This is a genomic window from Streptomyces mobaraensis, from assembly GCF_020099395.1.
Classification (GTDB): domain Bacteria; phylum Actinomycetota; class Actinomycetes; order Streptomycetales; family Streptomycetaceae; genus Streptomyces.
The window spans coordinates 4546488-4562907 of the sequence record NZ_CP083590.1 but is presented as its reverse complement, the minus strand read 5'-3'; the positions used below and the strand labels follow the sequence as shown (position 1 = coordinate 4562907).

13 protein-coding genes are annotated in these 16420 nt (G+C 74.6%); 4 read left to right on the top strand and 9 right to left on the bottom strand.

Translation table 11 applies throughout. The features are described from left to right. Positions 1-54 precede the first annotated feature (54 nt). Positions 55-918, top strand: a complete 864-nt coding sequence (locus K7I03_RS19940) for a hypothetical protein (RefSeq protein ID WP_185942725.1) — start codon at positions 55-57, stop codon at positions 916-918. A gap of 28 nt (positions 919-946) precedes the next feature. Here the strand turns inward: K7I03_RS19940 and K7I03_RS19935 are convergent, their stop codons facing one another. After that, positions 947-1276 (bottom strand): hypothetical protein, encoded by a 330-nt coding sequence (locus tag K7I03_RS19935; RefSeq protein WP_185942704.1) that lies wholly within the window; start codon positions 1274-1276, stop codon positions 947-949. A gap of 98 nt (positions 1277-1374) precedes the next feature. Here K7I03_RS19935 and K7I03_RS19930 point away from each other — a divergent pair, with 98 nt between their 5' ends. After that, positions 1375-1605 (top strand): DUF4287 domain-containing protein, encoded by a 231-nt coding sequence (locus K7I03_RS19930; RefSeq protein ID WP_004951205.1) that lies wholly within the window; start codon positions 1375-1377, stop codon positions 1603-1605. Between the two features lie 135 nt (positions 1606-1740). Here K7I03_RS19930 and K7I03_RS19925 read toward each other — a convergent pair whose 3' ends face one another. The 4 genes from K7I03_RS19925 to K7I03_RS19910 form a co-directional block, all read right to left on the bottom strand. Then, on the bottom strand, positions 1741-2634 hold the full coding sequence (locus K7I03_RS19925) for a Bax inhibitor-1/YccA family protein (RefSeq protein ID WP_185942703.1): 894 nt from the start codon (positions 2632-2634) through the stop codon (positions 1741-1743). A gap of 214 nt (positions 2635-2848) precedes the next feature. Continuing rightward, on the bottom strand, positions 2849-4075 hold the full coding sequence (gene ccrA, locus K7I03_RS19920) for a crotonyl-CoA carboxylase/reductase (protein ID WP_221902932.1): 1227 nt from the start codon (positions 4073-4075) through the stop codon (positions 2849-2851). Between the two features lie 63 nt (positions 4076-4138). Further along, a complete protein-coding gene (locus tag K7I03_RS19915; protein ID WP_185942702.1) occupies positions 4139-8173 on the bottom strand; it encodes a type I polyketide synthase in 4035 nt (1344 codons plus the stop codon). A 238-nt stretch (positions 8174-8411) separates the two neighbouring features. Further along, on the bottom strand, positions 8412-9092 hold the full coding sequence (locus K7I03_RS19910) for a helix-turn-helix transcriptional regulator (RefSeq protein WP_185942701.1): 681 nt from the start codon (positions 9090-9092) through the stop codon (positions 8412-8414). Between the two features lie 511 nt (positions 9093-9603). Here K7I03_RS19910 and K7I03_RS34075 point away from each other — a divergent pair. Further along, the gene (locus K7I03_RS34075; protein ID WP_185942700.1) at positions 9604-10266 is read left to right on the top strand and encodes a TetR/AcrR family transcriptional regulator; all 663 of its coding nucleotides are present in this window, start codon (positions 9604-9606) and stop codon (positions 10264-10266) included. Between the two features lie 234 nt (positions 10267-10500). Next, complete coding sequence (locus K7I03_RS19895) at positions 10501-11571, top strand: GumC domain-containing protein (RefSeq protein WP_221902931.1); 1071 nt, start codon at positions 10501-10503, stop codon at positions 11569-11571. 183 nt (positions 11572-11754) lie between these two features. On the opposite strand, the gene K7I03_RS19890 is transcribed toward K7I03_RS19895, so the two are convergent. The 4 genes from K7I03_RS19890 to K7I03_RS19875 are packed head-to-tail and all read right to left on the bottom strand — an operon-like array spanning position 11755 to position 16407. Beyond that, positions 11755-12558, bottom strand: a complete 804-nt coding sequence (locus K7I03_RS19890; protein ID WP_185942699.1) for a cyclase family protein — start codon at positions 12556-12558, stop codon at positions 11755-11757. After that, positions 12555-14141 (bottom strand): AMP-binding protein, encoded by a 1587-nt coding sequence (locus tag K7I03_RS19885; protein WP_185942698.1) that lies wholly within the window; start codon positions 14139-14141, stop codon positions 12555-12557. Before K7I03_RS19885 ends, K7I03_RS19890 begins: the two co-directional genes overlap by 4 nt. Before the next feature lie 11 nt (positions 14142-14152). Beyond that, positions 14153-15388 carry a thiolase family protein gene (locus K7I03_RS19880; RefSeq protein ID WP_185942697.1) on the bottom strand — a complete coding sequence of 412 codons (1236 nt, stop codon included), beginning with the start codon at positions 15386-15388 and terminating at the stop codon, positions 14153-14155. Next, positions 15385-16407 carry a fumarylacetoacetate hydrolase family protein gene (locus K7I03_RS19875; RefSeq protein ID WP_185942696.1) on the bottom strand — a complete coding sequence of 341 codons (1023 nt, stop codon included), beginning with the start codon at positions 16405-16407 and terminating at the stop codon, positions 15385-15387. Before K7I03_RS19875 ends, K7I03_RS19880 begins: the two co-directional genes overlap by 4 nt. Positions 16408-16420: the final 13 nt, after the last annotated feature.

The following is a 16420-nucleotide window of genomic DNA, read 5'->3' as shown; positions in this document are numbered from 1 at the left end:
GCTGAGGTAGGAATTCGGGGACCGACAGCAACCGGGAGTACGTCAGTGAGCGCCATGTCCCTTGCCCTGCTGCTGGCCGCCGCCACTGCCACCGCCGCGGGCACCGCCGCCCTGTGGACGACCCGCGGGCTGCGCCGGCAGATCCACGCACTCCGCGCCGACCTGGCCCAGGCCGGCGCCCGGCACACGGCGACCACGACGCACCCGGCGGACACGCCGGCCGCGGCGGTCCCGGCCGCCCGGACGGCCCCCGCCGAGGAGCCCGGCGTCGTCCTCTCCGACATACGGGCCGCCGTCGCCGACGCGCTCGCGGAGGAGCGCGAGCGGGAGCTCGCCGAGGCCCGGGCGTTCTGGGCCGCGCAGGAGGCCCTCGACCTGGGCGGCGCGACCGACGCCCCGTCCCTGCTGTCGGGCCTGCCGGGCGCCGTGGACGAGGTGACCGCCCCCGAGCCGCTGTACGGCGACGTCCCGCAGGGCCCGTTCCCGTACCTGCCCCGGCAGACCGACGCCGCCGCGGCGGACGAGGCGGAGTCCCCGGAACTGGCCGCGGCCCGCCGCCGGCACCCGTCGCACCCCGACTTCTCGCCCGCCGACCACTCCTCCGCCGGCGCCCCGACAGGCGACCACGAGCGCACGGTCGAGCGGCTGTCCGAACTGGCCGAGGCCGGTGTGCCGCTGGCGGACGTCCGGCCCGGCCCGCTCGGCACCCTCGACGTCTACGTCTTCGCCGACGGCACCACCGTCTGCATGACGCCCGGCCACCGGGAGACCGCGGAGAGCCTGGCGCACGCGCTGCGCACCGGCGAGGCGCCGGTGCTGCTCGGCGGCTCCGGCGTGGCGGGCGCGTACGCGCTCACCTTCGGCTGCGCGACGGGCAACGTCTACGTCCTCGCGGACCGCGTCATCGCGTCCCTCTGACCCCGCGGCCTCACCACAGACCGCGGCCTCACTGCAGGCCGCACCGCCGCGCCGCCCCCGCCACCAGCTCCACCGCCTCCGCGACCGCGCCCTCCGGCGCGCCGCCGGCGGCCAGCGCCTCGGCCAGGTCGTGGCCGGCGACGGCGACCTGGTCCGCGACGGCGAACATCCCGGCGTCCGGCATCTCGCGCGGCGCGGTCTCCCCGGGCTCCTCCATCCGCTGGGAACGGGCCGCCAGCTCGCGGGCGAGGGCCAGCGCCTCGGCGGCGGCCCCCCGGCTCAGCCGGGACTGGGGCAGGGCGCGCAGGCGGTCGGCGAAGGTGTCCACGGCGGTCAGCAGAGGCGTCACATCATCCACGCCCCGAGACTATGCGGCGGCCACCGACTGTTGCCAATGGCTGAACAGTCGGGCACGGTGACATGAAGGACCATCATCCGACGCGTCCGGAGGCGCCGATGTCCTACGTCATCTCCGACGAAACCCACCGGAACCTGCTCTCCCGAATCCCCCACTGCACCGGCCGAGAAGTCGCCGACTGGCTGCGCACGGTCGACGAAGGCCCATCCCTGTCCCGGTTCGAGGAGAAGGTGAGCTGGCTGCGCGGAGAGCACGGTCTCGCCTACGGCCACGCCAAGGCGATCGTGCACGAGTACGACCTCCGACGGGCCGCGCGCAGGCTCCTGTAGCCCTGTGGCCGCGCGCGGCCGGTCCGCATCCCACAACGCACAGGAGAATCCGTACAGAAGATCCCGCACAGACGGGCGGGGCCCGGGAAGACATCGCCTTCCCGGGCCCCGCTTCGTCTCGCGTCCCTCCGGGGACTAGTCGTCGCTCATCACCAGAGCGATGATCCGCAGCAGCTCGGTGTAGATCCACACCAGCGACAGTGTCAGACCGAACGCGGCCAGCCACGCCTCGTCGCGCGGGGCGCCGTACTGGATGCCGTCCTCGACCTGCTTGAAGTCGAGCGCCAGGAACGCGGCACCGAGCAGCACGCCGGCGATGCCGACAAGGATGCCCACCGTGCCGGTGCGGAGGCCGAGGCCGTCACCGCCGCCGAACGCGGCGAACAGCGAGTTGACGAGGCCCAGCAGGATGAAGCCGATCGTCGCGCCCATGACGAAGCGGTAGAACCGGTTGGTCACGTTGATGATCCGGGCCCGGTAGGCCACGAGCACACCGGCGAACACCGCCACCGTGCCCAGCACCGCCTGCATCGGGGCACCCTGGGCGACCTCGTTGTACGCCTGGCTGATCACGCCGAGGAACAGGCCCTCGAGCGCCGCGTAGGCCAGGATGAGCGCCGGGGACGCCTTGGGCTTGAAGGCCTGGACGAAGCCCAGAATCATGGCGACGAATCCGGCACCGAAGCCGAGGGCGACCGGCAGCTTGAGCGCCCACGCCGCGCCGGCCGCGACGATGACCAGGCCCAGCGTGATGGCGGTGCGGCTGACGACGTCGTCCATCGTCATGGCGCCCGGGCGGGCCGGGGCCTGCGGCATGCCCTGCTGGAGATCGGGGGCGCCCTGCGCGTACGGGTTGGTGGGCTGGCCGTACGGGTTGCCCGCGTACGGGTCGGTCGGCTGCGCGTACGGGCTGTTCGCGTAGGGGTTTCCCTGCGTCGCGGACCCGGACGGCGGTGCCGCGTTGAAGTTCGCGTAGCCGCCTCCGGGAGTGAACCCCCGTCGCGAGAAGACCGGGTTCCTGCTCCTCATTTCACTCCTCCATGGCCACCCTGCGCGGCCTTGCCGTCAAGGGTAATGGGTAGGCAAAAGAACGGCTCTCGTGCTGTGGGACGATCTTTTGCCGTACACCTCTCCTACCAGAGAACGCGATACGCAAACGACGGGTTCCACGCGGACGGCCGAAAGCCGGGCGGCCCGTCCGAAGACGGCCCGCCCGGCCCGTTCCCACCCGCCGTACGTCCGGTCAGCCGGCGACGGCGTTCACCCGGACCGCCATGTTCCCGGACGGGTGCCGGTTCTCGTACATCAGCTGGTGCGCCCGGCCGGTGTCGGCGAAATCACCGGTCCAGGACAGGCACGGGTCGAGTTTCCCGCTCGCGGCGAGTGCGATGACCTGGCGGCACTGCCGGATGTTCGCGAAGTGGGAGCCCTGCAGCCGCTTCTGCCGCATCCAGAGGAATCGCAGGTCGAGGTCGCCGTTGTAACCGCTGGTGCCCCCGCAGATGACGACCATTCCGGCGGTGTCGCACAAATACATCGACGTGGGAATGGTGTTCTGCCCGCTGTGTTCCAGGACGATCCGGGGCGCCCGGCGTTCGCCCAGGATCTCCCAGAACCGGTTGCCGAAGGCGCGGGCGCCCTTCATCCATTTCGCCATGGCGGCGTCGTCCGAGGTGTCGGGGAGCCGGCCCCAGTGGTCGAAGTCGTTGCGGTTGATGAAGCCCTCCGCGCCGAGCTCCAGGCAGTGCTTGCCGCGCTCGTCGTCCGAGACCACGGCCACGGGGATGCCGCCGCGGATCCGGGTGATCTGGATGGCCATCGAGCCGAGGCCGCCGGCGCCGCCCCAGATCAGCACCGGGTCGCCGGGCTCCACGGTGTGCGGGGCCCAGCCGCAGAGCTGACGGTAGGCGGTGGCGCCGGTCAGCAGGAAGCAGGCCGCCTCCTCCCAGGAGAGGCTCTTCGGCTTGGGGTGGCACTGGAAGTCCTTGACCAAGGCGTACTGGGCGAAGGTGCCGTAGTTGGTCTCGTAGCCCCACGCCTTCTGGGTGACCGACGTCATCGGGTCGGCGCCCAGCCGGATGTCCTCGGCGGTCTCGTCCCAGGTGCAGCCGGAGAGGGTGACCTCGTCACCGACCTTGACGGAGGTGACGCCCTCCCCCACGGCCCAGACGATGCCGGAGCCCTCGGAGCCGCCGATGTGGAAGTCCTCGGGCTCCCCCTTCTTCCGCCGGCCGGCCACCACGTCGTACGGGTAGCCGAGGGACGCCCACACGTTGTTGTAGTTGATGCCCGCGGCCATGACGTAGACGAGCACCTGCCCGCGGCCGACCGCCGGCACGTCCACGACCTCCATGGCGAAGCCCTGGGACGGCGGCCCGTAGCGCTCCGGGCGGATGACCGACGCGTGCATCCGCGCCGGAACCTCGCCCAGGGGCGGCATCTCGCCGATGTCGTACAGGTCCTTGGTCAACTCTTCCTCCACGTCGGGTGACTGGCGTCACATGCGTCATGCCGTACAAGGGGTGCCGGTGCTTCAGGCAGGGATCTCCGCCGCCAGCTCCCGGGCCAGGGACGCGGTGGTGGTGCCGCGGGCCAGGCGGGCCACGGGGAGGGCGACGCCCAGCTCCCGTTCGAGCCGTTTGCGCAGCTCCGTGGCCATGAGCGAGTCCATGCCGAGCCGGCTGAACGGCTTGTTCACGTCGAGGCGGCCCACGCGCATGCCCAGGACCTCCGCGACGTGCCCGGCCACCCGCTCGGCGACCGGCAGGTCGGCGGCGGGGGCCTCGGCGGGCGCGGCGGCCGGCGCCTCGGGAGTGACGGGTGCGGTCGGGGCGACGGGTGCGGCGGCGGTGACGGGCGCGGGGGGAGTCACGCGCACCTCCGCCGCCACGGGCTCGGCGGCCCGCACGCGCGCCGGAGCCGGCGTCGCCTGCCCGCGTACCGCCCCCGCCGTGATGCGCAGGCTGCCGCGCAGCTCGATCACGAACCCGCTCGCCGGGTCCGTCAGCCGCAGTTCACCGGTCAGTTCGACGCCCTGGTCCGCCGCGTTCGCCGCGGCCCGCGGCCCGCCCGTCTCGTCCGCCCGCGCATGCTCGGTCACCACGGTCCCGTCCTCGCTCACTTCGCTCACGTGCTCCGGTTCCTTCGTGTCGTCGGCCGTGGCCCGGCCGACGGGCATGCCCTTCGCCTCCGCCACGGCCCGGCCCTCCGCGTCGAGGAGGACGGTGTCCAGGGCGAGCGCCCCGCCGGCGCCCTCGGTGATCCGGCAGACCGTCCACAGCTCCTCGGTCGCCTCGCCCGTCACCGCGAACCCGGTGAGGTGCGGGGAGAGCAGCGACGGGTCGGGCAGCAGGGCCAGGGCGGGCTGGTAGGCGGACCGGACGAGTTCGGGGTGGACGGGGTGGCCGGGCCGGGGTTCCGTCCCGGCGGGCCGGCGCAGCCGGGCGACGGCCTCGCCGCGCCCGAGCCAGACCTCCTCCAGGACGGGCCGGAGGGCACCGGCCGCCGGGACGCGCCGCCGGAAGGCGTCGCCGTCGAGGTGCTCCGGGCAGCGGGCGAGGACGGTGGCGGGCGGCTCGTGCCCGGCACTCGGCAGGCCGACGGAGGCGGTGCCCCGGGCGCGTCCGGTCCACTCCCGCTCGTCGTCGGTCCGGCTCTCGACGGTGAACGCCCACTCCCCGTCCGCCGCGCCCGGCGTGACGACGGCCCGCAGCACGGCGGCCGTCCCGGGCGGGACGAGGAGGGCCTCGCCGATGTCGGCGGCGGTGAGCCGGACGTCCTCGGTGCCGGCGGCCCGGGCCACGGCCGTCCGCGCGGCCTCGACGCACTCGGGGCCGTGGACGACGGCGGGGCCGCTGTCAGGGGCACCGGGCGCGGGCGGCGGCAGGAACGGCGTCCCCGGCTCGTCCAGCCGGAACTCGTACGTCCGCGGCAGCGCGTCCAGGTCCTCCACCCAGTGGCTCTCCCGCTGCCAGGGGTAGGCGGGCAGCGGGACGCACCGGCCGCCGCCGTACAGGGCGGTCCAGTCGACGGGCGCCCCCGCCTCGTACACCCGGCCGAGGTGGGCGAGGAGCGTCTCACGCTCAGGCTGGTCGCGCAGCAGGGAGCCGACGGCGGTGCCGGGGAGGCCGGCATCGGCCAGGGTCTCCTGGACGGCCTTGGAGAGCACGGGGTGCGGGCTGATCTCGACGAAGACGGTCTCGCCGGCCTCGGCGGTGGCGAGCACGGCCTCGTGGAAGTGGACGCGGCCGCGGATGTTGCGGGTCCAGTACGCGGCGTCGAGGCCGGAGCCGTCGACGAGTTCGCCGGTGACGGTGGAGCGCATCGGGACCGTCCCGGCGCGGGGCGCGAGCTCCCGGAGCTCGTGGGCGAGCTCGTCGAGCAGCGGGTCCATGCGGGAGCAGTGGGAGGCGGCCTCGGCCTTCATGACGCGGCAGAAGACGTCGCGGGCGTCCAGCTCGGCCTTGATCTTCTCGATGCCCTCGACCTCACCGGCGAGGACGGTGGTGCGGGGGCCGTTGCTGGCCGCGACGGAGACGTCGACGGCGAGGTCGGCGATGAGCCGGTCGGCCTCGTCGGCGGTGAGGGCGGCCACCGACATCGTCCCCTGCCCGGCGACGCGGTCGCGGATGAGCCGGGCGCGGCGGCAGACGACGGCGGCCGCGTCGGCGTGGCTGAGCGCCCCGGCGACGCAGGCGGCGGCGGACTCGCCCATGCTGTGGCCGAGGACGACGTCCGGTTCGACGCCCCAGGCGCGCCAGGTCTCGGCGAGCGACACCTGCACCGCCCACAGGACGGGGTGGACGACGGCGACGGTCTCGTTCAGCAGGTCGGTGCCGTCGGTGAGGCGGTCGATGACGGACCAGCCGGTCTCGGCGCGGACGGCCTCGTCGCAGCGGATCAGGGAGGCGCTGAACGCCGGGGAGGCGTCCATGAGTTCGCGGGCCATGCCGATCCACTGGGAGCCGTGGCCGGAGAAGACGAAGGCGACGCGCGGGCGGCCCGCGTAACCGGCGTCGGACGCGTCCTCGGCGGCCTCGCGCAGCCGGGCGGCCAGCGCCTCGGGCCCGTCGCCGACGACGGCCGCCCGGCAGTCGTGGTGGGCGCGGCGGACGGCGGCGGTGTGGCAGAGGTCGGCGAGGGGCGTCGCGTGGCCTTGGGTTTCGAGGTGTCCTGCCAGGTCCAGCAGGCGCTGCCGCAGGGCCTCGGGGGAGGCGGCGGAGACGGGCAGCAGGTGCGCGGCGCCGCGCTCGGCGCCTGCCTGCCGTACGGCGGGCTCGGTGCCCGGCCCGGCCTCGGTGAGGACGACGTGGACGTTGGTACCGGAGACGCCGAACCCGCTCACGCCGGCGGTCAGCGGCCGCCCCTCGGCGGCGAGCGGCACCGCGCCGGCGTGCGGGAGGTCCAGGCCGGCGGCGTCCCAGTCGACGGCGGGGGTGCGTTCGGTGACGTGCAGGGTGCGGGGGACGGTGCGGTGCTGGAGGGCGAGGACGGTCTTGATCAGGCCGAGGACGCCGGCGGCGGCGCCGGTGTGCCCGATGTTGCTCTTGACCGAGCCGACGAGCAGCGGCGCCCGGCCTGCCCGGGTGTCGCCCAGGACGGCGGCGATGGCGCCGAGTTCGACGGGGTCGCCGGCGCGGGTGCCGGTGCCGTGGGCCTCGATGTAGTCGACGTCGGCGATCGGGATCCCGGCGTGCTCGTAGGCGAGTTCCAGCATCTGCCGCTGGCCGCTCAGCGCCGGGTTGATCATGGTGTCGCTGCCGGCGCCGTCGTTGTTGACGCTCCAGCCGCGGATGACGGCCCGTACGGGGTCGCCGTCGGCGAGCGCGCGGTCCAGCGGCTTGAGGATCACCGCGCCGACGCCCTCACTGAACACGAAGCCGTCGGCGGAGGCGTCGCCGAAGCGGCAGTTGTCCGAGAAGACGTTCGCGTCGACGAAGCCGTGGTTCTCGGTGTTGGTGAGCAGCAGCTGGGAGCCGCCGGCGATGGCCACGGTGGACTCGCCGGTGGCCAGGCTCTGACAGGCGAGGGCGAGGGCGGTCAGCGAGGACGAGCAGGCGGTGTCCACGGAGAGGCCGGGGCCGGTGACGTCCAGGGCGAAGGAGACGCGGCCGGTGGTGGTGGACCGGGAGCCGGCGCCGAGCGAGGCGTGGATGTCCGGGTGGCCGACGGACTGCTGGAGTTCCCAGTAGTGGACGTTGGTGGTGCCCACCCAGACGCCGGTGCGGGTGCCGGCCAGGGCGGCGGTGTTCTGCCCGGCGTCCTCCAGCGCCTCCCAGACGGCCTCCATGAACAGCCGCTGCTGCGGGTCCATGCCCGCCGCCTCGCGCGGGGAGATCCCGAAGAACGCGGCGTCGAAGCGGTCCACGTCGTCCAGCAGCCCGGACCGGACGCGCGCCCCCGGAATCTCGTACGGCCGCCCGAAGCGGGTCGGCGGCACGTCACGCACCGTGCAGGTCTCGTCCGTCAGCAAGCGCCAGAACGCGTCGGGGCCGTCGGCGCCGGGCACCCGGCAGCCGATGCCCACGACGGCTATGGGAGCGGGCCGCGCCCCGTCGTATTCGCCCATGGTGTACGTGACTTCCTCGATTTCGGCTCGATTCCGGGGCCCGCGCGGCCGGCGCCGGCGCGGGTTCGGACTCCGGCTCTCGGATACGTCACGACTTTCGGGGGTGGAACGGGACGGTTCAACGGACCGGTCCGGAACCTGCCGGGCGGTCCGCGGAATGGCGTGAATTCCCTGCCGTGCTCCGGCCGGTGGTGGCAGCTTCCTGCCTCCGATTCACCTGGATGTCACATCCAAGGACTTATGCGCGCAACAAACCGGCGCCGGCCGCGTAGAGGCCCGCCTGGAACCGGGAACGGGCGCCGAGCAGCCGCATGATGTCGGCGACGCGGCGGCGGTAGGTGCGGACGGAGATGTCGAGTTCGCGGGCGGCCACCTCGTCCGTGTAGCCCTCGCCGAGCATGCGCAGGATGCGGGCGCCGGAGTCGCGGCGCAGGCACTCCTGGAGGCGCTGGTAGCGGGTCAGGGGGGCGGCCCGGTACCAGGCCGTCATGAGGATGTCGTACAGCGCGCGGACCACGCTGGGGGCCCGGACGAGCGACGCCTCGGCGCCGAACACGGTGGCCTCACCGGCTCTGACCAGCGCCACTCGCTGATCGATGACGGCCGCCGCGTGCCGCACGCCCGCCGCCAGCCGGATCTCCACGCCGTCCAGCAGCGTCGCCAGCCCGGCCAGCCGGGCGTCGGCGGCCAGTTCGGGCGGGGCGAGGACCCGCACCCGGGCGTCGTCCGGGCGCCGGCCGGCCAGCGCCTCCAGCGCGTCGGTCACCAGCCGCAGGGCGTCGCCCGCGGGCGGGACGAGGAGGGTCACCGACGTCTCCGCCCGGCGCACCAGGTCGATGAGCGCGTCGACGGCGACGGCGCGGTCGCCGATGACCGCGAGGCTCGCTTCCTCCAGCGCCCGCACCTGTGTGTTCCGCATCACGGATTCGATGAGCGGGCGCATTTGTAAAAGGACTTGGTCGACGTCTCCGGGTGGTGTGTCGCCACCCGCTCGCGAACTGCCGTCGGCGTCCCGCTCGCAGGGGTTCGGGAGCACGTGGTCCGGGACCATGTAAAGGGAATTGGGAATACGCATGCACGCCCCAGTGAGTTTCTTTGCGGCCCGTCCGGATGGCGGACCTCCGCTGTAACCGCCGGTACGGACCGGAAGGCGGCCGGAAGGGGCCGTAAAAGGCCGGTGGGGAACGGGGAATTCACGGGCCGCCGCCCCGCCGGACGTCCGGACCGCCCGCCTCATCCACCCCTCCCCCCTCAGCGATCACAACGCTACCGATCGGTAACGCTACATACCGTAGTGTTCGAGCGTCAACGCACCGTAGCGCGCCGACAGTTGGCATTCGGCCAGGCGGCCGACACCGCACCGGTCGGGGCGGATTCTTGCGCAATGCGCAAACTTGCGGGCCCCGCAGGTTTCTGCGACGGTGAGGGACATGAACACCAGGGCCGCGAGAACGACGGCACGGCGGGAGCCCTCCGGGCCGGCACCCGCGGAACACCCCGCAGAGCCCCGGAACCCCGGACTCCGGGAACGGAAGAAGCAGGCCACGCGGACGGCACTCGGCCTCGCGGCGCTGCGGCTCGCCGCCGAGCGCGGCTGGGCGGCCGTCCGGGTGGAGGACATCGCGGCCGAGGCCGGCGTCTCGGCCCGGACCTTCAACAACTACTTCTCCAGCAAGGAAGAGGCCGTCATGGCCTCCGGCACCGAACGGGCCGAACGGATCCGCGCGGCGCTCGCCGCCCGCCCGCCGGAGGAACCGCTGTGGGACGCCCTCACACACGCCTTCGCCACCGTGCTGGACGAGCTCTCCGCCGTCGACCCCGGCACCCTCCTGCGCGCGCGGCTGGCCCTGGCCCACGCGCAACTGGCGGCCGAACAGGTCCGCTTCGAGGCCGGCATGGCCGCCACCCTGGCCACCGAGATCGCCCGCCGCACCGGCACCGACCCCGACCGCGACCTCTACCCGCTGCTCGCCGCCACGGTCGCGCTCACCACGACCCGGCTCACCTTCGAGCACTGGGTGCGCACCGGATCCCGTACGCCCGTCGCCGAGGCGGTGCGCCGGGAACTGGAGCGCGTACGCGTCGAACCCTGACCGGCCACCCCGCCCGTACGCCCCCGCCATGCCTCGGCACCACCCGGCGCGGGGCCTTGGCGAGGGGGGCGGGGGCGCGTGGGGGGTGCGACCGGCAGCGCGGGCCGGAGAGCCGTCACCGGCACCTCCGGCAGCGCACCACAGCGCGCGCAGCACTCCGCACCACAGCAAGCGCAGCACCGCACACCACAGCACGGCACCAGGAGCACGTCACCCGCCCCGAGGGGAACTCCCATGTCCCGTACGCCCACTGATACGACCGGCGCCACCGCCGCCCGCACCGACGAGCCTCAGGGCGCCGCCCCCGATCCGGCCGTTCCCGACGCCGAGGCGGCGGCGGGATGGCGGAAGGTCCCGGTCCTGATCGTCGGCCTCACCGCCCTGCTCGCCGCCATGCTGACGGCCTTCGCCCTGCCGGCGATCAACTCCGGCCCGCACGAGGTGCCGATCGCGGTCGCGGGCCCCGGCCCGGTGGCCGACCGGGTCGCGGACCGGCTGGCGGAGGCCCGGCCCGGCGCGTTCCGCGTCACGAAGGTGCCGGACGCGGCCGCCGCCCGGCAGCGGATCGACGACCGGAAGGCGTACGGCGCGGTGGTCCTCGGCACGGCGCCCGGCGACAAGCCCGAGGTGCTGGTCGCCACCACGGCCGGCCCTTCCATCGCCGCCACCCTGCGCGCCCTCGCGCCGTCCCTCGACCCGTCCGCGCCCCGGCCCACCGTGGCCGTCCACGACCTGCACCCGCCGACGAAGGACGACCCCAACGCGGCCGGACTCGCCGCCGGCGCGCTGCCGTTGGTGCTCGGCGGCTACCTGGCGACCGTCGCCATCGTGATGCTGCTCCGCCGCCCCGCCCAGCGGGCCGCGACCTCCCTCGGCTTCTCGGTCCTCGCGGGCTTCGCCCTCAGCGCCGTGCTCCAGTACGGCTTCGGGGTCACCGACGGCGACTACGCGCTGATCGCCCTCGCCGTCACCTTCAGCACCGCGGCCACCTCCGTCACCATCATGGGCCTCCACTCGCTGCTCGGCGGCCCCGGTCTCGGCCTCGGCGCGGCCATGATGATCTTCCTCGGCAACCCGCTGTCCGGCCTGGCCTCCGGGCCGGAGTGGCTGCCCTCCGGCTGGGGAACGTTCGGCCAGTTCCTGCCGCCCGGCGCGGGCGGCACCCTGCTGCGCTCGGCGGCCTTCTTCGACGGCGCGGGGTGCGGGCGGGCCCTGGTCGTGCTGTCCTGCTGGCTGGTCGGCGGGCTCGCCCTCTTCGCGGTGGGCTCGCGGCGGGCCACGGCGGTGCGGGTGCAGGCTTCCTGAGCCCCGGACCCACCCTTTCACCGTTTCTGCGGGGGCTCCGCCCCCGCACCCCCGAGCCGGACGGGCTGTTTCAGCCCGTCCGGCGATTGAGGACGAGCGGCGAAGCCGCGATAAGGGGGGTCTGGGGCACAGCCCCAGGAATCGGCGAAGTGGGGGTGCCCCCTCTGGGGGAGGGACCGGGGCTCACCCCTCCACGAACGCCACCACCCGCGCCGGCGCCGCACTCGTCCCCGTGAGCTTCAACGGGAAGAACCCGACCATGAACCCGCTCAACGGCAGCGCCCCGAGATTCACCAACTGCTGCACGATGAACGCCTCCTTGTCCTGGATCGCGTAGTGCCCGTCCCAGATGTGCCCGGGGTCGCGCGTCTCCTGGAAGGCCCGCCGCATCGCGGGGATCGGCCGGTCCCACCCGATCGCATCGGTCCCCAGCACGGTCGCTCCCAGCCCCGTCAGGTACCGCGTACCGGCCCCCGACATCCCCGGATAGGCGAAGTACTCCGGCTCGCCCAGCCGGTACCGCTCCTGCCCGGTCCTGATGAGCACCGCGTCACCCGGCTCGACGTCCCGCCCGGTCGCCGCGATGGCCTGTTTCAGGGCCTCGACCGGAATGGCCTCCCCCGGCTTGGCCCAGGCCCGTACGTCGAGGACCATGCCCGGCCGGTACAGCTCCTCCAGGGCGATGTCACTGAGCGTCCGGGACGGCCGGCCCTCGCACATGCGTCCGCTGTGCAGCGGGGCGTCCACGTGCGTCCCGCAGTGGGTGCTGATCTCGTGCATGACCTCGCCGGCCGGGCCCTCGCGCCCGGGGAGGTCGTCCGGGTCGCAGCCGAAGGAGGCGACCATGAAGTCCCGGCCCCACTCGTCGTGCGTGTGGTAGTCCATGCGCGGGGCGACGACCAGTGCCAGGTCCGGCATACTCTCCGGGACGAGGTCGAGGTCACGGGGGTCGATGGGGGAGGTGAGGTCGACGATGCGGCGACTCATATCGCGGTACCAGCTCTCGGGTTGTCGGCTTCCGGGGGCCGGCCGATCAGCCCCCGCAGTTCGGTCTTGAGCACCTTTCCGTAGCTGTTCTTGGGCAGCGCGGCCACGAACACGAAGCGGCGGGGCCGCTTGAAGCGGGCCATGCGGCCGAGGCAGTGCGCCTCCAGGGCGGCGGCGAGTCCACTGTCCGCTCCGCCGTCGGCCCGCACCACGAAGGCGACGGGCAGTTCCCCCCACTCGGGGTCCGGCGCGCCGACCACCGCGGCCTCGGCGACCGCGGGGTGGCGCAGCAGGACCTCCTCCACTTCGCGGGGGTAGATGTTGGAACCCCCGGAGATGACCAGGTCCTTGGCCCGGTCGACGAGGGTGAGGAAGCCGTCGGCGTCCAGCCGGCCCAGGTCGCCGGTGTGCAGCCAGCCGCCGCGCAGGGTACGGGCGGTGGCCTCCGGCGCGTTCCAGTAGCCGGACATCACGGTGGCCCCGCGGACCAGCACCTCGCCGGTCGTCCCGGCCGGCACCTCCCGCCCGTCGGGGTCCGCCACCCGCACCTCGACGCCGGTCCGCGCGCGGCCGACGCTCGCCAGCCGGCGGCCCAGCGCCTCGGGGTCGTCCCCGGCGTGGTCCTCGGGGCGCAGGTGGGTGATGGTGCCGGGCGACTCCCCCTGGCCGTAGCCCTGCCAGAGCCGGCCGGCGCCGAAGCGGGCGATGACCCGCTCCAGGTCCTCCCGGTACATCGGCGCGCCGCCGTAGAGAATGCGGTGCACGCGCGGGACGAGGCCGTCGGGCAGCAGGGCGGGGTCGAGCAGGCGGCGCAGGATCGTCGGCACCGCGAAGAACGTCACCGGGCCGAACGCGCGCAGCGCCTCTTCCAGGGTGTCCGCGGTGACCGCGCCGCCGCGCGGGAAGACCTGGGCCCGGGCGCGGGCCACGTGGGCGAGGCCGAAGAGGCCGCCGGCGTGCGACATCGGGGCGATGTGCAGCATCGACGCGTCGACGCCGGCCCCGATGTCGGCGAGCGCGCTGTCGGTGGCGGCCCGCAGGTTGCCGTGGGTGAGGGTCGCGCCCTTGGGTCGGCCGGTGGTGCCGCTGGTGTAGAAGAGCCACGCCGGCGCGTCGTCCGCCACGTCGGCGGGCGGCCGGACGGCGTTCACGGCGGCCGTCCCCACAAGGTGGTCGATGGGCACCAGGGCGGCCGGCCCGAGCCCCTGTTCGCCCAGCGGACCGGTCAGTTCACCGGTGGCGACGCAGACCCGCGCGCCGCAGTCCTCCACCAACCGCGCGAACTCCCGGGGGTGCAGCCGGGCGTTCATCGGCACCGCCACCAGCCCGGCCCACCAGACGCCGAACAGCACCTCCGGATAGAGCGGGGTGTTCCGCATGGCCAGCGCCACCCGGTCGCCGGCCCGCAGCCCGTACTCCCGGAGCAGCGCCTCGCCGATCGCGGCGGCCCGCCCGGCAAGCCCCCGGTAGTCGCGGAGGACGTCCGCCCCTTCGCACACGGCGGGCGCGTCCGGGCTCCCGGCGGCGGCCCGGTGCAGCAGGTACGCGATGTTGACGCACCCGGCGCCCCGCGCAGGCACCATTCCCCCGTCCGTCACAGCCGCCTCCCCGGTGCCTCCAGGACGACCACCGCCGCCGCGGCCTCCTCGAAGTCCAGGAAGCCGCCGCCGTTCTCGGCGACGCCGATCCGGGCGCCGGGGACCTGGCGGTCGCCCGCCTCGCCGCGGAGCTGGGTGACGAGTTCGTGGATCTGGCCGACGCCGGTGGCGCCGACGGGGTGGCCGTTGCTCTCCAGGCCGCCGGAGGTGTTGACCGGCAGCCGGCCGCCGAGGGCGGTCTCGCCGCGTTCGGCGGCGTGCGCGCCCTCGCCGTCGGGAATCAGGCCCAGCGCCTCCACCTGGAGCACCTCGCCGATCGCGGTGGCGTCGTGGACCTCCGCGAGCGAGACGTCGGACGGGCCGAGGCCGGCCCGTTCGTAGGCGGCGGCCGAGGCAAGGCGGGTGATCCGGCGGGCCTCCTCGTCGAGGGTCCGGCCGGTGCCGGAGGCGACGACGCTCGCCCGGATCCGTACCGCCCGGCCGGCGCCGAGCCGGCGGGCCGCGGCGGGCGAGCAGACGAGGGCCGCCGCGGCGCCGTCCCCGATGGGCGCGCACATGGGCTGGGTCAGCGGCGGGACGATCGGCCGCGCGGCCAGCACCTCGTCGACCGTCAGCGCCTCGCGGCGGGCGGCGCGCGGGTTGAGCGCGCCGTGCCGCCGGTTCTTGGCGGTGACGGCGGCGAGCCGCCGGGGGGTGAGGCCGGGGTGGCGGCGGCGGTAGTCGGCGGCGAGCGCGGCGTAGACGTCCATGAACACCGAGCGCCGGCCCGGCGGGACCGCCTCCGCGCCCGCCGCCTCCCGCAGGGCCTTGAGTCCCTCCTCCCAGCGGGCGACGTCGAGCCCGCCGTGGAAGGCGGCGGTCAGCCGCTCCTCGTCGGCGCCGTACATCTTCTCGGCGCCGACGGCGAGGGCGACGTCCGCCTCCCCGGCCCGCACCGCGGTGGCCGCCAGGTGGACGGCGGCGGTCCCGGAGGCGCAGGCGTTCTCGACGTTGAACACCGGGACGCCCGCCAGCCCGGCGGAGCGCAGCGCCACCTGGCCGCGCACCAGGTGCTGCCCCTCCAGGGCGCCCTGGGTGGCGTTGGCGAAGAACACCGCGTCCACGGCGGCGGGTTCCACCCCGGCGTCGGCCAGGCACAGGGCGAGCGCCTCGCCCGCGAGCGCGCCGACGGTCCGGCCGGGGAACCGGCCGTACGCCGTGCGGCCGACGCCGAGCACGTACGCGTCGCTCATGACCCACCCGTGTCCCGCGCGGGCACCCGGACGGTGTTGCGGAGCACGCCAATGCCCTCGACCTCCAGCTCGACCACGTCCCCGTCCTTCAGGTGCCGCCCGAGGTCGAACCCGGTGCCGGACGGGACGGTTCCGGAGCCGATGACCTCCCCGGCGTGCACCGCGCGGTCCCGGCTGAGGTGCACGACGGCGTCCTCGAAGGTGTGCTCCATCCCGTCGGTGGTGCCGCGCGACCACTCCTCGCCGTTGACCCGGGCGGTCATGGTCAGGGAGTACGGGTCGGTGAGCTCGTCGCGGGTCACGACGCACGGACCGAGGGTGTTGGAGCCGGCGAAGTCCTTGCCCTCGCAGGGCCCGACGCCGGCCCGCATGAGGACGGCCTGGAGGTCGCGGGCGCTCCAGTCGTTGAAGACGGTGTAGCCGAAGATGTGGGCGGGGGCGTCGGCGGGCTTGACGTCCCGGCCGGTCCGGCCCACCACGGCCGCGAACTCCAGTTCGAAGTCGAGCTCGCGCGATCCGGTGGGCGCGGCGATCTCGTCCTCCGGCCCGCTCACACAGAGGTGGTCCGCCGTGTAGTACATGACCCGCTCCCGGAACAGCGGGCTCAGGTCGAACCTCCCACTGGCCATCAGCCGCTCGAACTCCGCGGCCGGGTCGGCCGCCGCCGCGGCCTGCCGCCGGGCCAGTTCCCGCAGCCCGCTCTCCAGGTGGGCGATGAACAGCCCGCAGTCGCGCAGCCGCACCGGCCGGGGCAGCGGCGCCAGCAACCTGACGTCGCCCCGGGCCCGTACGGCCTCGCCGGGCGGCCGTTCGCACAGCTCCCGCACCCGGTCGAGGCCGGCCTCACCGGACTCGATCAGGGCCTGGAGCGAGGCGAGGCGCGGGTCGTCGGGCGCGGCGGCGGTGAGGTCGAGGACGGCGCCGTCCGGGGCGTCGCCGCCCAGCAGGACGCCGAGGTGGGGCCGGCCCGGCGGAGGCGGTCCGGCGGAGTGCTTGCCTACGAACGTGATCAGGCGCATGACGGCTCCGATC